The organism is Dorea sp. Marseille-P4042, from assembly GCF_900290215.1.
GTDB classification, from domain to species: Bacteria; Bacillota; Clostridia; order Lachnospirales; family Lachnospiraceae; genus Dorea; species Dorea formicigenerans.
Map to the genome: position 1 here is coordinate 987,715 of NZ_OLMI01000002.1, position 22,358 is coordinate 1,010,072.

Consider the following 22,358-nt stretch of genomic DNA (forward strand, 5'->3'; position numbering starts at 1 on the left):
CAACCTGCAAGAACACGGATAGTCAAGGGTGCGTAAGCATTGATTTTACCCTTTACTATCGGTGGGATTGCTGGTACTTCCCGAACCGCCAGAATAAGAAATCACAATCAAAAAACTTATCAAATATAGAAAGAAACGAGGTAAAACAATATGGAAATGAAATATGTCGTGCCAGATATGGCACAGTCTTTTGGAACTCTTGAATTTGCAGGCGAAAGCGACCATGTTTTTGACAGAGATAAAGATAACCGCAGATTTTTCGCAAGAAGAAGCTACAACCTTTATTCAGATGTGCAGAGAGGGGAAAATGTTGTGGTAGAAATTCCCGTGCAGGCTGGCGAAAAGCATTTCAAGTATGAGCAGAAAGTAAAACTTGTCAATCCGAAGTTATACGGCAGAGGTTACGCAATCGGGGATATGGGACATACCGATTATGTGCTAGTTGCTGATGATATTGTAGCAGTTGAAGAAAAGTAAAGGAGTGAAGAATTTATGAGATTATCAAACGGGTTTGTTATTGACAGAGAGAAAACATTTGGAGAATTAAAATTTACAGCGGTGCGTGATGTGTTCTTGCAGAATGAGGACGGGACACCGAGCAGCCAGCTTAAAAAGCGTATCTATGATTTGAAATGCAGTCTGCACGGTGGAATTATCCCCGTGTCTGTACCGCCAGAAGTACCGTTAAGGGAATTTCCGTACAATGCAGTTGTGGAACTTGTCAATCCCGTAGCCGATACGGTATCACGAAAGACCTATACGGGTGCTGATGTGGATTGGTATGTAAAGGCAGAAGATATTGTGTTGAAGAATAAAGGCAATCAGAACACAGGCACTTCACAGAACCATACACCGCAGGGACAACCGAAAAAATAGACTTGCTGAATAGATTTTCGTTGTAGAGGATATACGGAACTGTTATAATATGGGTATGAAGAAAGCGACAAATTAGAATTGAAAGGAGCAAACAACTATGAAAATGTCAAAAGAAAAAATTGATATAAGCATGTTTGCCCCATGCGGAATGAATTGTAAGGTTTGTTATAAGCACTGTTACAATAAAAAACCTTGTTCTGGGTGCTTGAATAGTGATAAAGGGAAACCAGAACATTGTCGTAAATGCAAAATAAAGGATTGCATCAAAGGAAAATCGTTATCCTATTGTTTTGAATGTGCTGAATATCCATGTAAGTTGATTAAAAATCTTGAAAAAAGCTATAATAAACGGTATCAAGCAAGTCTTATAGAAAATAGCCGTTTTGTTCAAGGACATGGTTTGGAACATTTCATGGAACAGCAGAAAATAAAATATACTTGTCCTAAATGCGGTGGCATTATTTCTATTCACGATAAAGAATGTAGCGAATGTCAAGAAAAAATGAAATAACAAAATTTCAGTTTGACAATTTTATATCCATACACACAAAGCAGTTAGTCTTAGGATTAACTGTTTTTTTCGTACCCAGAAAGGAGTGATTGATTTATGAGAATGATTTTTAATAAAGGACACCGTATCAGAGCCAGCGACAAGCACATTGTCTACCACTTTTCCATAGGGACGCTTCTGTTTGTGTTCGTGGCGGTTCTTCTGCTATTGAATATCAAACAGCTCATGCGTACCGATTGGGAGCATTTCAGATTGTTAGAAAACGGCTTGACGCTTTCCCCTTACAACTTCATAACCATACTGATAGCGACTGGTGTTTGTGCATTGGTCGCTTTTCTGTATTACCGCTTCTGTTACGACAGTTTCAAGAAGCTCCTGCACTGTCAAAAGCTGGCAAGAATGATACTGGAAAATAAGTGGTATGAAGCCGATACCGTACAAGACAGCGGTTTTTTTACTGACCTGCAAAGCAGATCAAGGGAAAAAATCGTCTGGTTTCCGAAGATTTACTATCAAATGGAAAAAGGACTGCTTCATATCCGCTGTGAAATCACATTAGGAAAATATCAAGACCAGCTTTTACGGTTAGAGGATAAACTGGAAAGTGGCTTGTATTGCGAACTGACCGACAAGACCCTGCATGACGGCTATATCGAATATACCCTGCTTTATGATATGATAGCAAACCGCATTACCATTGATGAAGTACGGGCAGAGAACGGTTGTCTTAGGCTGATGAAAAATCTTGTCTGGGAATATGACGCACTTCCTCATGCTCTGATTGCTGGTGGGACGGGTGGCGGTAAAACTTATTTTCTGCTGACGCTCATTGAAGCTCTACTGCATACCAACGCTGTCCTTTACATTTTAGACCCAAAGAACGCCGACCTTGCGGACTTAGGAACAGTCATGCCGAACGTTTTTCACACCAAAGAAGAAATGATTGATTGCGTCAATGCTTTTTATGAGGGAATGGTACAGCGAAGTGAGGAAATGAAGCAACACCCGAACTATAAGACGGGCGAAAATTACGCCTATCTGGGACTGCCACCCTGCTTTCTTATCTTTGATGAATATGTGGCGTTTTTTGAAATGCTGGGGACAAAAGAAAGCGTGAGCTTACTTAGCCAGTTAAAGAAAATCGTTATGTTGGGACGACAAGCAGGCTATTTCCTTATCGTTGCTTGTCAAAGACCAGACGCAAAGTATTTCTCGGACGGGATAAGGGATAACTTCAACTTTCGTGTAGGACTGGGGCGTATCAGTGAGCTTGGTTACGGTATGCTGTTTGGTTCTGATGTGAAGAAACAGTTTTTCCAGAAGCGTATCAAAGGGCGTGGCTATTGTGATGTGGGAACAAGCGTCATAAGTGAATTTTATACGCCTTTAGTCCCGAAAGGACATGATTTTTTACAGACTATCGGTTCTCTTGCACAAGCAAGGCAGGACGGGACGGCGACGTGCGAAGCGAAAGGCGACGGCACGGACTAGCCGTTGCTGGTGTGGCGTCAGCCACGCCAGCAGGTAAAACCCCTCGGTATCTAACAGAGGGGTACGTTTGCAAATAGACAATAGACAAAAAACATAGGAAACATAAGGCTTCTGGCATGGTTTCCTAGCAAAAATCGGCTGTGAAGTTGCCTTAAAAAACTTCACACTTTACAGATTGGGGGTATGGTTCTGAATGAAGAACAATGGATAAAAGAATTACGGGAGAAACGGATTGCTTACGGTATCTCACAAGGCAGGCTGGCGGTGGCTTCTGGTATCACAAGGGAATATCTCAACAAGATAGAAAGCGGAAAAATGAAGCCGTCAAAGGAACTTCTGGAAACTCTGCATAAAGAACTGGCAAGGTTCAATCCAGAAGCACCGCTTACCATGCTGTTTGATTATGTGAAAATTCGTTTTCCCACGCTGGATATACAGCACATCATCAAAGATATATTAAAACTGAATATCAATTATATGCTCCATGAAGATTACGGGCGTTACAGTTATACGGAGCATTATTCTTTAGGGGACATCTTTATCTATACGTCGGCTGACGAAGAAAAAGGTGTCCTTTTAGAGTTAAAGGGGCGTGGTTGCCGACAGTTTGAAAGTTACCTGCTGGCACAGCAACGAAGCTGGTATGACTTTCTCATGGACGCATTGGTAGACGGTGGCGTGATGAAGCGTATCGACCTTGCTATCAACGACCATACGGGCATTTTGGATATTCCAGAGCTTGCGGAAAAATGCAGGAAACGGGAATATATCGGAAAGTCCAGAAGTTATAAGTTTTACCAGTCGGGCGAGCTTATCAAGCACAGAGAGGACGACAGAGAATATATGGGACGTACCCTTTATCTTGGGTCGCTGAAATCAGATGTGTATTTTTGTATCTATGAAAAGGACTATGAGCAGTATATCAAGTTAGGGACACCGCTTGAAGAAGCCGACATTATCAACCGTTTTGAGATACGGCTTCGGAATGAACGTGCCTATTATGCAGTACGAGATTTGCTGACCTATTATGACGCAGAGCAGACCGCCTTTTCTATCATCAACCAGTATGTGCGGTTTGTTGATGAAGAACCAGACAAGCGAAAAAATGACTGGAAACTCAATGACCGCTGGGCTTGGTTTATCGGCGATAACAGACAGAGTTTGAAGCTGACGACAAAGCCAGAGCCTTATACCTTAGACCGCACGTTGCGTTGGGTACAAAGGCAGGTAGCACCGACCTTGAAAATGCTGAAAAGGATTGATAAAGGAAACGGCACAGACTACATGGAAACAATCGAACAGCAGGCAAAGCTCACAGAAAAGCATGAAATGATAATCAAACAGCAGACGACCCCTGCAAAAGATTTAGTAGAAAGTTAGGAGTGATAAAAAATGTGGGAATTAGTAAAAGACTTCCTGCTGGTATCTATGGGAATGGGTATCGGCGTGGTCTTGATGTGTATGTTAAGCGTCGGCAAAGAAGCCGACTATAAAATGAAACAATTAAGAGAAAGTGAGGACAATTAAATGAATTTCGGGCAAAATTTGTATCAATGGTTTTTATCAAACGCACAGAGCTTAGTGCTTATGGCGATTGTGGTTATCGGTATCTACTTAGGTTTCAAGCGTGAGTTTTCCAAACTTATCGGCTTCTTGGTAGTTGCCTTGATTGCTGTCGGTTTGGTATTCAACGCTGGCGGTGTGAAAGATGTACTGTTAGAGCTGTTCAATAAGATTATCGGTGCATAAAATTTTATTGTGGTGCTGATATGAGAATGATATAATTGGGATATGAAATATACAAATAAATCTGTTGAAAAATGAGGTGTCAAAATATGGCAAATGAATTACTGGAAAACTTGGATAGACTTCATACAACTGAACTTGGCGTTATTAGAATTAAAAAGAACTTATCTTTGAATGTAGAAAACGTGATTGAATGGTGCAAAGAAAAAATCAGTCTTTCTAATGCAGAAATTATAAGAAAAGGGAAAAACTGGTACATAACGATTGATAATTGTATCATTACAATAAATGCGTACAGTTATACCATTATCACTGCTCACAAAGTAAAATGATGAATTATTCTATAAGAGAATTAGACGCATTTTCAGTTATTGGGCAGGAAGTAGAGCTTACGAATTACCAAAAAAGGAATATTCAGATTAGTACGCAGTTTTGGAGAAAGTTTAACAGTAATTTGAAGAAATCATATCTTTCACAATCGGGAAATTGGGTAAAATATGCTTTTATGGAACGGAGAAATGGAAAACTTTATTATTTCTGTTCTATACCAAAGCGAACTATTATTCCAGACAACTTTCTGTATAAAGAAATACCGTCTTATAAGTATTTGGTCATGGAGCATATCGGTGCTATGGAAAAAATATATGAAACTTATGGAAAAATTTATCAGGAAATTATATATGTCTTTTTGACTATCTTTTTATATCTTCTTAAATGTCCGCAAAGCCTTATTTTATAGGCTCTACGGGCATTTTGCTTTTGTGGTAAACCTCACATATCTAGGTCTATCTTCTTATATTTTCGCTATCAATCGTGGTTAAAATCGTGGTAAATACTTCTTATGCGATTAGACGCTGAACCTCTGATTTTGCGGTATCTATGGACGCATGAGCGTACCAGTTCATTGTGATACTGATGTTTGAATGTCCCATGATATACTGTAAATCTTTTGGGTTCATGTTCTTGCTTGCCAGCCTTGTGCAGAATGTATGGCGTAGCGTATGCGGTGTGATATGTGGCAAGGGATTGTCCTTGTGGTGCTTGTTGTATTTCTTTACCATACGGATAAATAAGGCATTGTAATCAATCGCAACTTTGGGTTTGCCTTTATGATTGACAAACAGAAAATTGCTCCGTCCGTCTATCACAAATGGTTCTGCCTTTGGGCGTTTTTTCATAACCCGTTGAAATGCCTGTATTGTTTCTCTGCTTAATGGTACTTGCCTTATTCCGCTCTTTGTTTTAGGCGTTTCAATATAATAGCCCTGTTCCTTGCTCTTTAATAACTGATGGTTGATAATCACAACTTCATTCTTGAAATCAATATCGGCTACTGTCAGTCCGCACAGTTCCGAGATGCGAAGTCCTGTTTTTAACAGTATCAGCACATCATCATAATGCTTGTGATACACATTGTCCATCTTAATAAATGACAATAAGGCTTGTTCCTGTTCCTCTGTCAATGCGACTTTCTCTTTGGTATCATTTTCTAGGACTTCATTTAACTTGAAATCAAAAGGGTTCTTCCTTACGCAATCGTCTTGTATAGCGATATAGAATGACGCTTTTAACGAGCGTTTATGGTTGTTAATGGTGTTATAGGAAAAGCCTTTTTCTTTCATGCGTAACGCCCATTCCTTAGCGTCAGAGGGTTTTATCGTATCAATGCTCCTAGCACCTAACTTATCCTCTTTTAATAACCGCATGAGTTGTTCCCGTTGTTTCTGTGTGCTTTTCTTCACATTTGCCCTCTGTGCGTTCTGTTTGGCGTAAAGTTGGCAAAGCGTCATTTTCTTGCCTGTGCTGTCGATACCGTCCTCAATATCCCGTCTTATCTGCTGTTCCAGTTCTCGAAGTGAGGGTTTTTCCCGTTTTCCCTTTGGTGTCGGGTCTGTGGGTGTCAATCTCCAAGCATACACATATTTTGTGTTTCCAAATGCGTCCACATATTTATATAAGTATTTTCCGTCTGTTCGTTGGCTCTCTCCAGTATGCAGGATACGACCTTTGTTATCCCGTCTTTTTTCTTTCATGGTGTCTGCTCCTTTCTTTGTTGGAAAGAGCCTTGATATGACTTGTGTTCATCATAACACATACAAGGCTCATTTGCACTAGATAGCGTCCAATTTATCAATGACCTGTTCAAACTGTCGGCGTTTAATCTGTATGCGGTTGCCATTCATAATGAGCCAGCCAGCGTCCTTGTTTTCCTCTGCCAAGCGTCTTAACTTATTTTCTCCAATGCGGAAATATTTTGACGCTTCTTCAATGGTAAGGGTATATTTTTCCCATACGGGAATATCGTTGTTATTCATCAGATACCCCCTTTCCCTTGTTTCGTGTCATACTGGATATAGGGGATAAGGTCGGTACGGTCTATCCTCTGTAAGTGGGCGGTTAATTTACTGGAAAGGGAACTGCTGTATCTTGCCCTGTCAAGCATAGTTCCCACTTTTTCCAGTCCACCTAATGCATCATGTTCTTCTAAGAAATAAAAACTTTTGACAGCAGAAATCACGCCACCCTCTGTGAGCCATTGCTGTGTTTCCTCAAGGGAATTATGTAGTTTCGGTACTTGCAGTTTCAAGACTTCCACAGCCCCTAAAAATCGTTCCCAAAACCGACACGTTTTCCATCTGCTCTTATTACTTTCATTTCTGTTTGGCACGACAAAGCGTAGGTTGTTTGCTAATAGCCCGAAAGCCAGTTCCCCAAGTTCCAGCGGTCTGTCTTTGAATGTCATGGCAAAAACATGAGCCTTATCATCACGCAGTTGCATTTCTGTCCGTTTCCAACTGCCGACTTCATCAAGTGTCTTATTATGTTTTGAACAGACTTCCTTATCCTTATCATAAAAGCGGTAGGATAATCCCGATTTACCAGCACCGATATAAACAGTCTTTGCGGTGTCGAAATCATCAAACTTGCTTTCGTCAAAGTGGTAGCCCTCACTATTAGAAATAAATTCCTCTTTTTCGCATTTCTTCTTTATCTGCTCTATGGTAAAGAATGGCTTTTCGTTCTTATCATCAATGGCAATATCAAGTCTTGTGAAATGAAAGTTATCCAGTCCGTATCTTCGCTCACAGCGTCGAAACATATCCCCAAAGGTATAATTCCTACTGTCGAGAATACGGAAAATATCATCACAACCTCTGCCAGTCATAACAAGATAACAGCCTAGCCCCTGTGGGTTATCCTCTGTCTTTCTTGCGTCCCCCGATACATAAATATCTCCAATCTGCCAGCGTGCTTGATAAGTCTTGAATTTTATCATTGCTGGATAAACATTGAAAATGTCAGTCGGTAAATCTAAAATGTGCATGATTACATCTTCAGCGGTTGCCGTTTCAAATACAATGCTGATGTAATCAATCTTAACGGATAAATTTTTGTGTGTAGTTATAGTGCATTGCTCCTTTCGTATGCCCCGTTTTTTTGCGGGGTAAAAATCGTGTTTTTTCCTTTATTTATCACAGTTTCTAGGTACTATGACATGTATACGCAGGGCGGTGTTACATATACGCCCTTTACGAACGCCGAAAGGCGTTCCCTTTCTTCCTGTGTCTGCTCCGTTCTTAACGCTCACGAGCCTTGTAAGGCTCGTGGCTAAACGGAACAGCCCCAGTCAGAAACCTTATTTTCGGTCTGATAGTCCATGTTTATTCATGCTATCAAAGTGAAAATATATCTTTTCTATGCTTACTCAAGCGTGTGATTGACCCTAGCGTGCTTAATCACCCTATCTAATACGATAATAACGCCATTAGAATTACTTGTCAAGAAGTTTTGATTGACTTTTTAATAAATATTAAGTATGATATGCTTATAAACACCGAGAAAAGCAACGAAAGGAGCGGTTATACTAAGTTATGGAACATTACGAAAAGAAAATCAGTTTCTTAGGAGAGAATATACAGACCATAAGAAAACACAGAGGAATGAAACAACAGGAACTTGCGGATAAAATCGGTATCAATATGCAGAGCCTTTCCAAGATTGAACGGGGTGTGAATTATCCTACCTTTGACACATTAGAAAAGATAATGGACGTGCTGGGAGTAACGCCCAATGAATTATTATCAGGAGAATGGAAGTATATTGACCACACCGAACCATATATCATGGATATTATCAAACGGGAACAGGACTTCAATGTTTCCTTAGATTATCTGTCTGAAAATGAATTTTTCAATGATGAAAAAGAATGCAGATTTTACATGGAAACCAAACTCATACAGTATATCCATAACTACATTACCAATGAGGTTACGGAGTTAGAAGAACTTATGGAAATCAAGCAGTTGATACAACGTCAAAAAATAGAACGCATGATGAAAGTACATAAGGAAATGCGAGGGTTAGACCGATACAGAGAACAGCCCAAAGAGTATAAATACCATGACCCTTATGATGACTGGATATTCCGTCAACTTGCGGACATAGACAGCAGAAATAACATTCCCGACACTTCGCCACAGTTAGATTTTGATGAAACGGACTATGAAGATTATCTGAAAGAGAAATGGAACAGAGGTCTTTAATTTTCCTCTTGAATGAAAGATACAGCAAACAAAAAGCCCAGTAAAGAGTGCAAAGCACCACCAATGGTGGCATGGCTCTTGACAGGGCTTTTTCTTTTCTGTGGTTGGTAATCAAGAGGAAGAAAGAAAAAGTGTGTATTTTTCAAGACAGAAAAATGTCAAGGGGGGGGTGTGCTGATTTTTGTTGTGGCGGATATATGGAACTGTTATAATATGGATATGTTTAAATTACGTTATAAGCAAGAATATTCTGCTGATTTGTCAAAAAACATCATTGCAACTGCCAGTTGACATATTTCCATATCTAAATGGTGGCTATGCAACTGATAATATTGCTAAAATTACACCATGAAAGAAAGGAGTGTTAGCTAATGAATATGGCAGACAGAATACAATATTTAAGGAAATCAAAAGGAATATCACAAGAGGAACTTGCGGATAAAGTTGGAGTTTCAAGGCAGGCTGTTTCTAAATGGGAAAGTGAACAAAGTACGCCTGACTTAGAAAAAATAATTATAATGAGTGATTTTTTTGGAGTAACAACTGACTATATCCTAAAGGGAATTGAACCAGTAGCAGACAAAGAACAAAAAAATAAAGAGCTTACGAGTAAGGTACTTTATATATCATCAACAGCTTTTGTTGCTATTGGGCTGTTTTGTGCATTTGGTAATTGGTATGCAGAACAAACAATGGAAGCAGTTTGGGGTTCAATGATTATTCAAGCTATAGGGATTGTTGGATATTTTATAGCGAGAATACTATCGGAAGAAAAATCCCCCTTTTATGTAAATTGGCTTAATATAATCGGAGTTGCTTTTATGCCTATTTCTATGATTACAGGATATATTTCAGGATTGGTTTTCAAACTAGAAGGGTGGATTGCACCTTATCCGATAGGAATATTTCATACTTTAGTTTTCGTGTTAGTATTCTTTGTAGTTGTGATTGCAAGCTATATTATTCTAAAGAAACAAACAAAATAGTGATTACCTTTATTTTGCAAAAGCAGTTAGTCTTAGGATTGACTGCTTATTAATAAAAGACACCACTTCAATGTGTCAATGGTGTCTTTTTAGTGCTATTTTATCGTCATATCAAGGCTCGTTCAATCGTGGTATATTCGTGGTAAAATGAGTGTTTTTCTATACTTCGAAATGCTTGAAAGTGTAATATTTATAGGGATAATCAAAAATCAGATATAAAGTTTATCACAAATNTATTTTATCGTCATATCAAGGCTCGTTCAATCGTGGTATATTCGTGGTAAAATGAGTGTTTTTCTATACTTCGAAATGCTTGAAAGTGTAATATTTATAGGGATAATCAAAAATCAGATATAAAGTTTATCACAAATTATTCCTAATACACCATATACCCCTATAAAAAATATTATCCTGCACTTTGAAAAATATGATTACCGTTTCCATTGGAATAGAGATAATTCAGTTATTGAAATTTGGATACCTATTCAAGATTAAAAACAATTTTATATCCCCACACACAAAGCAGTTAGTTTTAGGATTGACTGCTTTTTTCTTATCAAAATTTCAGATTGGAGTGATGAAATGGTGTCTGTTAGAGCTGTTCAATAAGATTATCGGTGCATAGAATTTTATTGTGGTGCTGATATGAGAATGTTATAATGTGGATATGAAACACAGTATCTAGGAGTGATGAAATGAAATATATAATGCTTCATGGTTTGGGACAATCTTCTGAAAGTTGGAGTGATACCGTAAAAGTATTCAATGATGATTTTGAAGTTTTATGCCCTAATTTATCAGATTGGCTTTCTGGGAAAACACCATGTTATGATACATTGTATCGGACATTGGAAACATACTGTGAACAGTTTGAAGAACCGCTAAATATTTGTGGACTTTCTTTAGGTGGTATTCTTGCTATGCAGTATGCGATAGAACACCCAGAAAAAATGAACTCATTAGTGTTAATAGGCACACAATATGAAATGCCAAAGTATCTGTTAAAAATGCAAAATCTGATATTCCGTATTATGCCTTGTTCAGCATTTGAAAAAATGGGCTTTCAGAAAACAGATTTTATCAATCTATGCAAATCTATGACAGAACTTAATTTTAAACATGAACTGAAAAAAATATCATGTTCGGTACTTGTTGTCTGTGGCGATAAGGATAAGATAAATAAAAAAGCTTCTTTAGAATTGCAACAACAGATAGAAAACGCAGAAATAGCTATTATTGAAAATGCAGGACATGAAGTAAATACAGATACGCCAACACTACTAGGGCAAAAGTTAAATGTATTTTTCAAACAATATGTCTGATAAACAATTTCATATCCATACACACAAAGCAGTTAGTCTTAGGATTGACTGCTTTTTTCTTACCAAAATTTCAGATTGGAGTAATGAAATAGTGTCTGTTGGAGCTGTTCAATAAGATTATCGGTACGTAAAATTTTATTGTGGTGCTGATATGAGAATGCTATAATTGGAGCATGAAAAATGAACTTATATGTGGTTAATATTTCTTTACTTTATGACAAATATTAGTGAATTATACTGATGTAATGAATGGTTGACAAATTGCCAACAAAGGTTGGTTGCAAGAAATCATCATATTTGCAATACTCATTTTGCGGTCGCAAATATAATTTATTTTAGGAGGCTACTTATGAACTTTAATGAAAAACTGATAAATTTAAGAAAGTCCAAAGGTCTTTCACAAGAAGAATTGGGAAATGAACTAAAGGTTTCCAGACAAACAATTTCAAAATGGGAGTCTTGTCAATCATACCCAGATTTTCAACGATTAGTATTATTGAGTGATTTCTTTGGATTGACATTAGATGAACTGGTAAGAGATATTGACGTGCAAGAAGTAAGAGAAAAAAATTTAAATAATGAAAAATTATCTTCCATATACGATGATATAAATGAGGGAAAAAAATTTATTAGACTATGTTATATAATTGGAACTGGAGTGCTAATATTTTTTTCACTTATCGTTCTTTATGGTGTGTTTTTCTCAAAATAAAATATAAGTTCTTATATGTTTTAAAAAGCAGTTAGTCTTAGGATTGACTGCTTTTTTCTTACCAAAATTTCAGATTGGAGTGATGAAATGAGCGATATTTTTAAGGATATGCAGGCAAACGTCGGCTGTGAATACATTTCCGACCTGCCCTCTTACAAGCGTAAGGTATGGCATGAAATGAAACGACTGAACCCTGCCGACTATGAAGAAAGACAGTTAGAAGATTTTTCTAAATATGTGTTTGGTATGTCGTACCAGACCTTAAAAGATGTGATGAAACAACAGAAAGGACGTGAGGAACAATGCAGGAAACAAGGGTGCTGGTGGAAACGAGAGGAACAACTGGCGAAGAAACAACATCATACTGGTTCGACCTGCCGATAGATGTTGCCGAGTTTGAAGAAAAGTTAGGTATCGGTGCAGAAAGTCAAGATTATCGTATTATCGAAAAGGTGTTGCCTTATGCTGATGAAGTCCACGAACACACCAGCGTGTACCAGCTCAACGAATTAGATTTTATGTACCGCCAGCTTTCAAGTGATATGCAGGAAGAATATGTATCACTACTTACGGTGTATGAAAATTTAGAAGCACTTTATATTTGCAGAAATGTGATTACGGTTTATCCCGACTGCAAAAGCATGATAGATGTTGCAAGGCAAAAGCTGATGAACGACCCGACGTTCAAGCATTTATCCGAGGACTGTCAAGAATACTATTTTGACTTTGAAGCCTACGCCTCTCACTTGCAGGAACACGGGAAATTTTTAGTAACGGAACACGGTATCTTTGAACTGCCAGAGTAGGAAATGAGGTGGTGCTTATGATTGATGATATGGCGGTTTACATTGCTAATCTTGGCAAATACAATGAGGGCTATTTAGTCGGTGCTTGGTTCACGTTTCCTATTGACGAGGAAGATGTGAAAGAAAAAATCGGCTTGAATGAACAATATGAGGAATACGCTATCCATGATACCGATAACTTCCCCATTGCGATTGGCGAGTATGTTTCCATTGAAGAACTCAATGAGATGTATGAAATGATAGAGGAACTTCCCGACTATATCGTAGAGTGTCTGGACGAATTTATCAGCCACTACGGGACGCTGGAAGAAGTCGTGGAACACAAGGACGATATTTATTATTATCCCGACTGTGAAACTATGACAGACGTTGCCTACTACTACATAGACGAATTGCAGGCACTTGGCGACATTCCACCCAGCTTACAGAACTACATTGACTATGAAGCCTACGGGCGAGATTTGGATATGGGTGGTTGCTTTATTGAAACAAGCCGAGGTATGTGCGAGATACCATATTAACGCTGGAAGATCAGCGACAAGCATGGTTGTTACTGACAGCGTATTTCTCTTTTAAGGGACAGTCTGAAACATGGCTGTCCTTTTCTATTTAGAAACTTACGAAAGGAGCTGAAAGAACTTGAAAAAGATTAAAAGCTACACGGGTATCTGGAACGTGGAAAAAGTCTTGTATGCAATCAATGACTTTAACTTACCCTTTCCCGTTACTTTTACACAGATTACATGGTTTGTGATTACAGAATTTATCATCATTCTGTTTGGGGATATTCCCCCACTTTCCATGATTGAGGGAGCATTTCTCAAATACTTTGGTATTCCCGTTGCTCTTACTTGGTTTATGTCGCAGAAAACCTTTGACGGAAAGAAGCCGTACAGCTTTTTGAAATCACAGATAACCTATGCCCTGCGACCTAAAATCACTTATGCAGGAAAAGCCGTAAAACTGCATAAGCAGATATTGAATGAAACAATCACGGCAGTAAGGAGTGTGAACTATGTTCCCGATAAAATATATTGACAATAACCTTGTCTGGAACAAGGACAATGAGGTGTTCGCTTACTATGAGCTGATACCGTACAACTATTCTTTTCTATCCGCAGAGCAAAAATTTATCGTGCATGACAGCTTTCGACAGCTCATCGCACAGTCCCGTGAGGGTAAAATTCATGCGTTGCAGATTGCCACAGAAAGTTCCATACGAAGTATGCAGGAGCAGTCAAAGAAGCTGGTAACTGGAAAATTAAAGGAAGTTGCCTATCAGAAGATAGACGAACAGACCGAAGCGTTAGTATCTATGATTGGGGACAATCAAGTGGACTACCGCTTTTTTCTCGGCTTTAAGCTCATGGTTACGGAAGAACAGCTCAATCTGAAGAACATCAAAAAATCGACGTGGCTGACGTTCACGGAATTTCTCCATGAAGTGAACCACACGCTGATGAATGACTTTGTTTCCATGCCGAATGATGAAATCAACCGTTACATGAAAATGGAAAAGTTACTGGAAAATAAAATCTCCCGTCGCTTTAAGGTGCGTCGCTTGGAAATCAATGATTTTGGGTATCTCATGGAACATCTTTACGGTAGGGACGGTATTGCCTATGAAGATTATGAGTACCAGCTACCAAAGAAGAAATTGAACAAAGAAACGCTGATAAAATACTACGACCTTATCCGTCCGACAAGGTGTGTGATTGAGGAAAGCCAGCGGTATTTACGCTTGGAACATGAGGACAAGGAAAGCTATGTGTCCTATTTTACCGTCAATGCGATTGTAGGCGAGCTTGATTTTCCGTCAAGTGAAATCTTCTATTTCCAGCAACAGCAATTCACATTCCCCGTTGATACTTCTATGAATGTAGAAATCGTGGAGAACCGAAAAGCACTTACCACCGTAAGAAATAAGAAAAAGGAATTGAAAGACCTTGACAATCACGCTTATCAAGCAGGAAGTGAAACCAGCTCAAATGTGGTGGACGCATTAGACAGTGTGGACGAACTGGAAACGGACTTAGACCAGAGCAAAGAAAGTATGTATAAGTTAAGCTACGTGATACGGGTGTCTGCACCCGATCTTGACGAGCTGAAACGCCGTTGTGATGAAGTCAAGGACTTTTACGACGACCTCAATGTAAAGCTGGTGCGTCCTGCTGGGGATATGCTGGGGCTTCATTCTGAATTTCTTCCTGCCAGCAAGCGATATATCAATGACTATGTGCAGTATGTAAAATCAGACTTCTTGGCTGGGCTTGGCTTTGGAGCGACCCAGCAGTTAGGAGAAACTACGGGTATCTATATGGGCTATTCCGTTGATACGGGAAGAAATGTGTACCTGCAACCGTCCCTTGCCAGTCAAGGTGTAAAAGGTACAGTTACCAACGCTTTAGCGTCTGCTTTTGTCGGTTCGCTTGGCGGTGGAAAGTCGTTCTGCAACAATCTTCTTGTGTACTACTCTGTTCTCTTTGGGGGACAAGCGGTTATCTTAGACCCAAAATCAGGTGCGAAACGTTCCTACTTGAAAAGAGTAGGCACAGCACTTCATTAAATCAATATTTAATGTGTGTTGGAGAACTAAACACACGAATAGTCGAATGACGGGGTAACGCCCTGAAAGGCTACTTTAATACTCCGACTGGCAGAAACTTGAGTAAACAAGGCTCTGTCAGAAGCTCGGTGAAGTCGGCAGACAGACACCGTAACAGATAATGCTGACGAAAGATTCCCAGAGGTGGGCGTTGTGTCCTATATGCCGGAAGTCTATAAAATATCTATGGTTAGAATGTAGATGAGAGGTCTACTGACGAATCCTTGAATGTACAGGTCTATATCGGGGCTGGATAGAAATGTCCAGTGACACAAACAGTGTCGCTACTGTGGGTGAGTAAGACTCCGCATTTATGAAAATCCATATAACGTTAAAGGCGTTATCAAGGTAGCAGGCTTATAGAGGAAACCTAAGGATATATGTACAGATAGTGTGTTTGGAACGTTGAAAGCTGACAACATGGAGATTTTACTGTCTGTGAAGTGTTCACATCAGAAAGTTATTGTGAGATTAGCAATGATATAAGGTGTGTTAATGTCAGTGAGAGTGGTGGCACAGTACCTATGAAACCGTGATAACAAGCGGTGGAGGGATAGCCACTAGTCATATGAAGAATAGAATTACTAAGAAAAATGGTATGGGTTCGAGTAAGACTAAGAGATGTACTTGCTCCTGCAAACAAGGAGGGTACAGACCATGCTAAAGAAAAACAAGCTCCGCTATAACGAGTATTATGATATGCAACATATTTATGACGAGTTATACGCACAGAGCAAGAACGGTAATAACTTTTATAAGTTACTTGAAATTATTGGTTCGGAACAAAATATTTGTTTAGCTTACCGTAATCTGAAATCAAACAGTGGCAGTAAAACGGCTGGAACGGATGGAATGACGATAGACGATATAAAACAACTCAGCAATGCTGAGATTGTTGCTACCGTTCGGGAAAGCCTTAGCAACTACCGCCCCAAATCAGTCAGACGTGTTTTCATTCCAAAAGCTGGGAGCGATAAAATGCGTCCATTGGGGATTCCGTGTATCTGGGACAGGCTGGTACAACAATGTATCCTGCAAGTCCTAGAGCCGATATGCGAACCAAAGTTCCATAATCATTCCTATGGATTCCGTGCGAATCGAAGTGCCCACCATGCAGTCAGCAGAGTAACGACACTGATAAATTTATCAAAATATCATTACTGTGTTGACGTAGACATTAAAGGATTTTTCGATAATGTCAATCATGGAAAACTATTAAAACAAATCTGGACACTTGGTATTCGGGATAAAAGATTGATTTGCATTATCAGCAAAATGCTGAAAGCCGAAATTGACGGCGAGGGTGTCCCAGAAAAAGGAACGCCACAAGGCGGTCTGTTAAGTCCACTGCTCTCCCTCATAGTCCTTAATGAATTAGACTGGTGGGTAAGCAGTCAGTGGGAAACATTCCAGCCGAAGAACCGCAGTAAAAATGGGTGGCTTCAATACGCAAAGAAATATACCAAACTGAAAAGCGGTTTTATTGTACGTTACGCTGATGATTTTAAAATCATGTGTTCAACCTATGGAGAAGCACAAAGATTTTACCACAGTACCGTAGATTTTCTTAATAAAAGGCTGAAATTAGAAATCAGTCCAGAGAAATCAAAGGTAGTAAATCTGAAGAAAAATTCATCAGATTTTCTGGGGTTCAAAATCAAAGTCATTCCAAAAGGAAGAACGAAACACGGTTATGTTGCCAAAACAGATATGAACCAAAAAGCATTAAAGAAAGCGAAAACAAATCTAAAGTTAAAGGTAAAAGATATAGCCAGACATACGACTGGCTTCAATATCAGCAGATATAATCTGACAGTTATCGGTATGCAGAATTACTACTGCATAGCAACTAACGTATATAACAACCTGACAGAAGTAAGTTACGCTCTCTTACCGACCATACGAATCCGTTTAAGGAACATTGCAAAATCAGTTCCATTTGAAAGTACAAGTTCAGAATTTCAGAGCAGGACAAAAGGAATCAGACCAAAAACAAAAATAGTGATGATTGCGGATAATCCGCTATTGCCGATTCAAGGAGTACAACACAAAAATCCTATGAATTTCTCGCAAGATATTTGTAATTTTACAAAGCAAGGGAGAAACAAGGTGCATGAGGACGTTGTAGTTGTAACAAAAGAAGAAATCCGAGCGTTGTTGGAAAATGAAAACCCTGCCGATAGCGTAGAGTTTAACGACAATCGTATTTCGGCATATATCGCACAACAAGGCAACTGCTATGTAATGAATCGTCGAGGAACTCCGTCCACTCTGATATGTATTCACAAATCAGACAAAGGAGATAACCTTGATAGATATTCTAATCTGGCATTTGTGGAACTTCCCATTGCAAAGGCAATCCTAACAGAATCAGCAGACGAAGCAAAATCACTGTTAAAAGGTTATGTTCTTAATAGTCAGCAGAAGAAAAAACTGAACAGAATACGGACGAATTACGGATACCAGACAATAACTGGAAATAACTTATAAATCTATTTGGATATGATGGAACGCCGTATGAAGCGAAAGTTTCATGTACGGTGTGAAGCGGGGGAAAACTTGGAGATAACATCAAAAAGTTACCTATCGCTATAGCGTGGCAACTGGAAAGAAACGCTCCCAGAGATAGCCCATGAGATAAACATTGTCAATCTCACAAGCGAAAAAGAAAATGCAGGACTTCTTGACCCATTCGTGATTATGAAGAATGTAAAAGACGCTGAAAGTCTGGCAATCGACATCTTAACATTCCTTACGGGTATTTCTTCTAGGGATGGCGAAAAATTCCCCGTGTTACGTAAAGCGGTGCGTTCCGTTACCCAGAGCGACAGTCGGGGCTTGCTCCATGTGATAGACGAGCTACGCAGTGAAGATACGCCCATATCAAGAAATATTGCAGACCATATCGACAGCTTCACGGACTACGACTTTGCACATCTGCTGTTTTCAGACGGTACGGTGGAAAATGCAATCAGCCTTGATAACCAGCTCAATATCATTCAAGTAGCAGACCTTGTGTTGCCAGATAAAGATACCACTTTTGAGGAATACACGACCATTGAATTGTTGTCGGTGTCTATGCTGATTGTGATTAGCACCTTTGCCCTTGATTTTATCCATTCGGACAGAAGTATTTTTAAGATTGTAGATTTGGACGAAGCATGGGCGTTCTTAAATGTGGCACAAGGCGAAACCTTATCAAATAAGCTGGTTCGTGCTGGGCGAGCTATGCAGGCAGGCGTTTATTTTGTTACACAATCTTCTGGCGACGTGTCAAAAGAAAGTCTGAAAAACAATATCGGCTTGAAATTTGCCTTTCGTTCTACTGACATTAACGAGATAAAGCAGACCTTAGAGTTTTTCGGTATCGACAAGGACGACGAGAACAACCAGAAACGCTTGCGTGATTTGGAGAACGGACAATGCTTATTGCAGGACTTATACGGGCGTGTCGGCGTGGTGCAGATACACCCAGTCTTTGAAGAACTGCTACACGCCTTTGATACCAGACCGCCCGTACAGAGAAATGAGGTGGAGTGATGAAAGAAAGGATAAAAGGTGCGTTCACAAAAAGGAAGATACTTCACTTTCTCAAAATGGCTCTGTTCGTGGTGGCACTCTCCCTTATCCTGCTTTCACTTCTGGGGACGGTGGCTCATGCGACGGGGCTTGTGGACGATACCATAAACGCAGAAAATCTTTACTCAAAATATCCCCTTTCCAACTACCAGCTTGATTTTTATGTGGATAATAGCTGGTCGTGGTTGCCGTGGAACTGGCTGGACGGTATCGGAAAATCGGTACAGTACGGGCTTTACTGCATTACCAACTTTGTCTGGACGATAAGCCTTTATTTAAGCAATGCAACGGGCTATGTGGTGCAGGAAGCCTATAAATTAGACTTCATCAACGATATGGCAGACAGTATCGGAAAAAGCATACAGACCCTTGCAGGCGTAACACAGAACGGCTTTTCTTCTACGGGCTTCTATGTTGGTTTTCTGCTTCTCATTATTTTGGTGGTAGGACTTTATGTTGCCTATACGGGACTTATCAAACGGGAAACCAGTAAGGCACTTCACGCTGTTATCAACTTTGTAGTGGTGTTCGTGCTGTCCGCTTCGTTTATTGCTTATGCTCCCGACTACATCAAAAAGATAAATGAGTTTTCATCAGACATCAGTACCGCTTCACTTGACTTGGGAACAAAAATCATGCTCCCAAACTCTGACAGCGAGGGCAAGGACAGCGTGGACTTGATACGGGACAGCCTATTTTCCATTCAAGTGGAACAGCCGTGGCTACTTCTGCAATTTGGAAACAGCAACGCAGAAGAAATCGGGACAGACCGTGTGGAAGCTCTTGTATCGGCAAGCCCAGAGGACGAGGACGGAAAAACCAGAGAGGAAGTCGTGAAAACAGAAATCGAGGATAACGACAACAACAATCTGACGATACCGCAGGTCGTAAACCGTTTAGGTATGGTGTTTTTCCTTTTGTTCTTTAACTTAGGTATCACGATATTTGTATTCTTGCTTACGGGCATGATGTTGTTTAGCCAGATACTTTTTATTATCTTTGCAATGTTTTTACCTATTAGTTTTCTACTCTCCATGATACCGAGCTATGAAAGTATGGCAAAGCAGGCAATCGTAAGGGTGTTTAATACCATAATGACACGGGCAGGGATAACGCTCATTGTAACGGTGGCGTTCAGCATTTCCAGTATGTTTTATAACATTTCCACGGATTACCCGTTCTTTATGGTGGCGTTCTTGCAGATAGTATGTTTCGCTGGTATCTACATGAAGCTGGGCGACTTAATGAGTATGTTCTCTCTTAATGCTGGCGACAGTCAAAGCATGGGACGAAGAATTTTCCGCAGACCGTATCTGTTTATGCGACATAGGGCTAGGCGTATGGAACACCGTATTGCAAGGGCAGTAAGTGCTGGCGGTATTTCGGGCGGTGTGGCTGGTGCGGTGGCTGGAAGTGCCGTTGCTGGCAAGAGGGCTGAAAGAAAAAATACCGCTTCTAAAGAAAATCGGGGCAATACCACTTCCAGCATGGGACAGCGAGCAGGCTCAAAGGTGGGTGCTGTCTTAGATACGAAAAATAAAGTGAAAGACAAGGCAAATGCTGTCAAAGAAAACATCAAGGATATGCCGACACAGACCGCTTATGCGGTATATTCCGCAAAGGAAAAGGCAAAGTCCAGCGTATCAGATTTCAAGCGTGGCATGGTGCAGGAACAGCAGTCCAGACAGACGGGACGATTGGAAAAGCAGGAGCAACGCAGGCAGAATATTGCTGACAAGCGTATGGAGCTTCAAAAAGCACAAGAAGCAAGGCAGGCACAGCGAAAGGCTGACGGATCAGCGACAACGGGAGCTACCCGTCCCCATGAGCGACCAGCCACAGCTTCAAAGCCGAGTGTTGAAAAAACGCAGGAAGTCAAACGCCCTGCCACAGCTCCAACTCCGAAAGCAAGTGAGCCAGTCAAGACAAATGTTATCAAAGAGCGTCCGTTATCTTCTGGTGCTTCTGATAAGAAAGCGACCCAACCTGCACAGCCAGTACATAGGCAGAATGTTGAAAAAGTGGTATCGCAGGAAACACGCCAGAATTACACCAAAGACCACAGGACAAAGGTTCAGCAGACGCAAACCGTTCAGAAGAACCAGCAGACAACAGAGAAAACTCGTAACCTTGTAACGAAGAAAGGACAGAAGAAAAAATGAAACTGAAACATATCGCTCTTATCGGCAGTCTGTTTCCTATCCTCTTTTCTCTGGTGCTTTTCTTTGGTGTCTTGATTAGTGCGGACAGCGACGACGAGAACAGCAATTTTTCTTCTGGGATTACGGGTATGAACTTATCCGCAGAAGTCTTGAAACATCAGCCTATGGTGGAAAAGTATGCCAGAGAATACGGTATCTCCGAGTATGTCAATGTGCTATTGGCTATCATTCAAGTAGAAAGTGGCGGTAAGGCAGAAGATGTTATGCAGAGTTCAGAAAGTCTTGGTTTACCGCCTAATTCCTTAGATACGGAAAGCTCAATCAAGCAGGGGTGTAAGTATTTTGCGTCCCTGCTTTCTTCCAGCAAAAATCAAGGTATCGACGATTTGAATGTAGCAATACAGTCTTATAACTATGGCGGTGGCTATGTGGGATATGTGGCAGGAAAAGGAAAGGAACACACCTTTAATCTTGCAGAGAGCTTCGCCCGTGAGAAATCGGGTGGAAAGAAAGTAACCTACACCAACCCGATAGCCGTTGCGAAGAACGGGGGCTGGCGGTATGGCTATGGAAATATGTTCTATGTGGAATTAGTCAATCAATATCTGACCGTGGCACATTTTGATAATGCGACGGCACAAGCGATTATGAATGAAGCGTTGAAATATCAAGGCTGGAAATATGTGTATGGTGGCAGTAACCCGAACACTTCCTTTGATTGTAGCGGACTTGTGCAATGGTGTTATGGAAAAGCTGGTATCTCCTTACCGAGAACCGCACAAGCACAGTATGACGCTACCCAACATCTTCCACTCTCGCAGGCAAAGGCTGGGGACTTGGTGTTTTTCCATTCCACCTATAACGCTGGTTCGTATGTAACCCACGTCGGCATTTATGTAGGAAATAACAAAATGTACCATGCAGGCGACCCGATAGGATATGCAGACCTAAGTAGTAGTTACTGGCAACAGCACTTAATCGGTGCAGGACGAGTAAAACAATAGAAAGGACTTGAAAA

At 40.2% G+C, this 22,358-nt stretch carries 23 protein-coding genes and 2 pseudogenes; 22 read left to right on the forward strand and 3 right to left on the reverse strand.

Annotated elements, in window-relative coordinates; all coding sequences use genetic code 11:
- Positions 1 to 150 precede the first annotated feature (150 nt).
- From C7E02_RS10290 to C7E02_RS10335, 9 genes are all read left to right on the forward strand, one after another.
- On the forward strand, positions 151 to 477 hold the full coding sequence (locus C7E02_RS10290) for a YdcP family protein (RefSeq protein ID WP_032684675.1): 327 nt from the start codon (positions 151 to 153) through the stop codon (positions 475 to 477).
- A gap of 15 nt (positions 478 to 492) precedes the next feature.
- Positions 493 to 876 (forward strand): YdcP family protein, encoded by a 384-nt coding sequence (locus C7E02_RS10295; RefSeq protein WP_074048122.1) that lies wholly within the window; start codon positions 493 to 495, stop codon positions 874 to 876.
- Between the two features lie 97 nt (positions 877 to 973).
- A complete protein-coding gene (locus C7E02_RS10300; protein ID WP_021738773.1) occupies positions 974 to 1,387 on the forward strand; it encodes a DUF3795 domain-containing protein in 414 nt (137 codons plus the stop codon).
- 96 nt (positions 1,388 to 1,483) lie between these two features.
- Positions 1,484 to 2,878 (forward strand): FtsK/SpoIIIE domain-containing protein, encoded by a 1,395-nt coding sequence (locus C7E02_RS10305; protein ID WP_105309500.1) that lies wholly within the window; start codon positions 1,484 to 1,486, stop codon positions 2,876 to 2,878.
- Between the two features lie 183 nt (positions 2,879 to 3,061).
- Positions 3,062 to 4,258 (forward strand): MobT family relaxase, encoded by a 1,197-nt coding sequence (gene mobT / locus C7E02_RS10315; protein WP_105309501.1) that lies wholly within the window; start codon positions 3,062 to 3,064, stop codon positions 4,256 to 4,258.
- 12 nt (positions 4,259 to 4,270) lie between these two features.
- The gene (locus C7E02_RS10320; RefSeq protein WP_021739068.1) at positions 4,271 to 4,405 is read left to right on the forward strand and encodes a DUF3789 domain-containing protein; all 135 of its coding nucleotides are present in this window, start codon (positions 4,271 to 4,273) and stop codon (positions 4,403 to 4,405) included.
- Positions 4,406 to 4,627, forward strand: coding sequence for a hypothetical protein (locus tag C7E02_RS10325; protein WP_002323342.1), 222 nt, complete (start codon positions 4,406 to 4,408; stop codon positions 4,625 to 4,627).
- Between the two features lie 86 nt (positions 4,628 to 4,713).
- A complete protein-coding gene (locus C7E02_RS10330; RefSeq protein WP_002347257.1) occupies positions 4,714 to 4,956 on the forward strand; it encodes a DUF3781 domain-containing protein in 243 nt (80 codons plus the stop codon).
- Positions 4,956 to 5,363 carry an effector binding domain-containing protein gene (locus tag C7E02_RS10335; RefSeq protein WP_442873150.1) on the forward strand — a complete coding sequence of 136 codons (408 nt, stop codon included), beginning with the start codon at positions 4,956 to 4,958 and terminating at the stop codon, positions 5,361 to 5,363. The genes C7E02_RS10330 and C7E02_RS10335 overlap by 1 nt, the downstream gene beginning before the upstream one ends.
- Before the next feature lie 100 nt (positions 5,364 to 5,463).
- On the opposite strand, the gene C7E02_RS10340 is transcribed toward C7E02_RS10335, so the two are convergent.
- The 3 genes from C7E02_RS10340 to C7E02_RS10350 form a co-directional block, all read right to left on the reverse strand.
- Positions 5,464 to 6,657, reverse strand: a complete 1,194-nt coding sequence (locus C7E02_RS10340) for a tyrosine-type recombinase/integrase (protein WP_105309503.1) — start codon at positions 6,655 to 6,657, stop codon at positions 5,464 to 5,466.
- Positions 6,658 to 6,735: 78 nt separating this feature from the next.
- Positions 6,736 to 6,939, reverse strand: a complete 204-nt coding sequence (locus tag C7E02_RS10345) for an excisionase (RefSeq protein ID WP_002607397.1) — start codon at positions 6,937 to 6,939, stop codon at positions 6,736 to 6,738.
- Positions 6,939 to 8,000 carry a replication initiation factor domain-containing protein gene (locus tag C7E02_RS10350; protein WP_278336559.1) on the reverse strand — a complete coding sequence of 354 codons (1,062 nt, stop codon included), beginning with the start codon at positions 7,998 to 8,000 and terminating at the stop codon, positions 6,939 to 6,941. The genes C7E02_RS10345 and C7E02_RS10350 overlap by 1 nt, the downstream gene beginning before the upstream one ends.
- 496 nt (positions 8,001 to 8,496) lie before the next feature.
- Here C7E02_RS10350 and C7E02_RS10355 point away from each other — a divergent pair, with 496 nt between their 5' ends.
- From C7E02_RS10355 to C7E02_RS10425, 13 genes and pseudogenes are all read left to right on the forward strand, one after another.
- Complete coding sequence (locus C7E02_RS10355; protein ID WP_008393244.1) at positions 8,497 to 9,168, forward strand: helix-turn-helix domain-containing protein; 672 nt, start codon at positions 8,497 to 8,499, stop codon at positions 9,166 to 9,168.
- A 371-nt stretch (positions 9,169 to 9,539) separates the two neighbouring features.
- Entirely contained in the window at positions 9,540 to 10,154 is a 615-nt protein-coding gene (locus C7E02_RS10365; RefSeq protein ID WP_008393242.1) for a helix-turn-helix domain-containing protein, read from the forward strand.
- A gap of 695 nt (positions 10,155 to 10,849) precedes the next feature.
- The gene (locus tag C7E02_RS10375) at positions 10,850 to 11,476 is read left to right on the forward strand and encodes an alpha/beta fold hydrolase (protein WP_105309505.1); all 627 of its coding nucleotides are present in this window, start codon (positions 10,850 to 10,852) and stop codon (positions 11,474 to 11,476) included.
- 349 nt (positions 11,477 to 11,825) lie between these two features.
- Entirely contained in the window at positions 11,826 to 12,188 is a 363-nt protein-coding gene (locus C7E02_RS10380) for a helix-turn-helix domain-containing protein (protein ID WP_021422740.1), read from the forward strand.
- 87 nt (positions 12,189 to 12,275) lie between these two features.
- Positions 12,276 to 12,572, forward strand: a complete 297-nt coding sequence (locus C7E02_RS10385; protein ID WP_105309506.1) for a conjugal transfer protein — start codon at positions 12,276 to 12,278, stop codon at positions 12,570 to 12,572.
- Positions 12,491 to 12,994 carry an antirestriction protein ArdA gene (locus C7E02_RS10390; RefSeq protein ID WP_105309507.1) on the forward strand — a complete coding sequence of 168 codons (504 nt, stop codon included), beginning with the start codon at positions 12,491 to 12,493 and terminating at the stop codon, positions 12,992 to 12,994. Before C7E02_RS10385 ends, C7E02_RS10390 begins: the two co-directional genes overlap by 82 nt.
- 17 nt (positions 12,995 to 13,011) lie before the next feature.
- Entirely contained in the window at positions 13,012 to 13,515 is a 504-nt protein-coding gene (locus C7E02_RS10395; RefSeq protein WP_002323345.1) for an antirestriction protein ArdA, read from the forward strand.
- Positions 13,516 to 13,633: 118 nt separating this feature from the next.
- Complete coding sequence (locus tag C7E02_RS10400) at positions 13,634 to 14,032, forward strand: conjugal transfer protein (protein ID WP_003061368.1); 399 nt, start codon at positions 13,634 to 13,636, stop codon at positions 14,030 to 14,032.
- Positions 14,010 to 15,512, forward strand: a pseudogene (locus C7E02_RS10405) (ATP-binding protein); the annotation flags it as partial. The gene C7E02_RS10400 and the pseudogene C7E02_RS10405, both read left to right, overlap by 23 nt.
- Positions 15,513 to 16,256: 744 nt before the next feature.
- Positions 16,257 to 18,089, forward strand: a complete 1,833-nt coding sequence (gene ltrA / locus C7E02_RS10410) for a group II intron reverse transcriptase/maturase (RefSeq protein ID WP_105309508.1) — start codon at positions 16,257 to 16,259, stop codon at positions 18,087 to 18,089.
- Positions 18,090 to 18,194: 105 nt separating this feature from the next.
- Positions 18,195 to 19,139 (forward strand): annotated as a pseudogene (locus C7E02_RS10415) (ATP-binding protein); the annotation flags it as partial.
- The gene (locus tag C7E02_RS10420) at positions 19,139 to 21,340 is read left to right on the forward strand and encodes a CD3337/EF1877 family mobilome membrane protein (protein ID WP_105309509.1); all 2,202 of its coding nucleotides are present in this window, start codon (positions 19,139 to 19,141) and stop codon (positions 21,338 to 21,340) included. The pseudogene C7E02_RS10415 and the gene C7E02_RS10420, both read left to right, overlap by 1 nt.
- Positions 21,337 to 22,344, forward strand: a complete 1,008-nt coding sequence (locus C7E02_RS10425; protein ID WP_105309510.1) for a bifunctional lytic transglycosylase/C40 family peptidase — start codon at positions 21,337 to 21,339, stop codon at positions 22,342 to 22,344. The genes C7E02_RS10420 and C7E02_RS10425 overlap by 4 nt, the downstream gene beginning before the upstream one ends.
- Positions 22,345 to 22,358 lie beyond the last annotated feature (14 nt).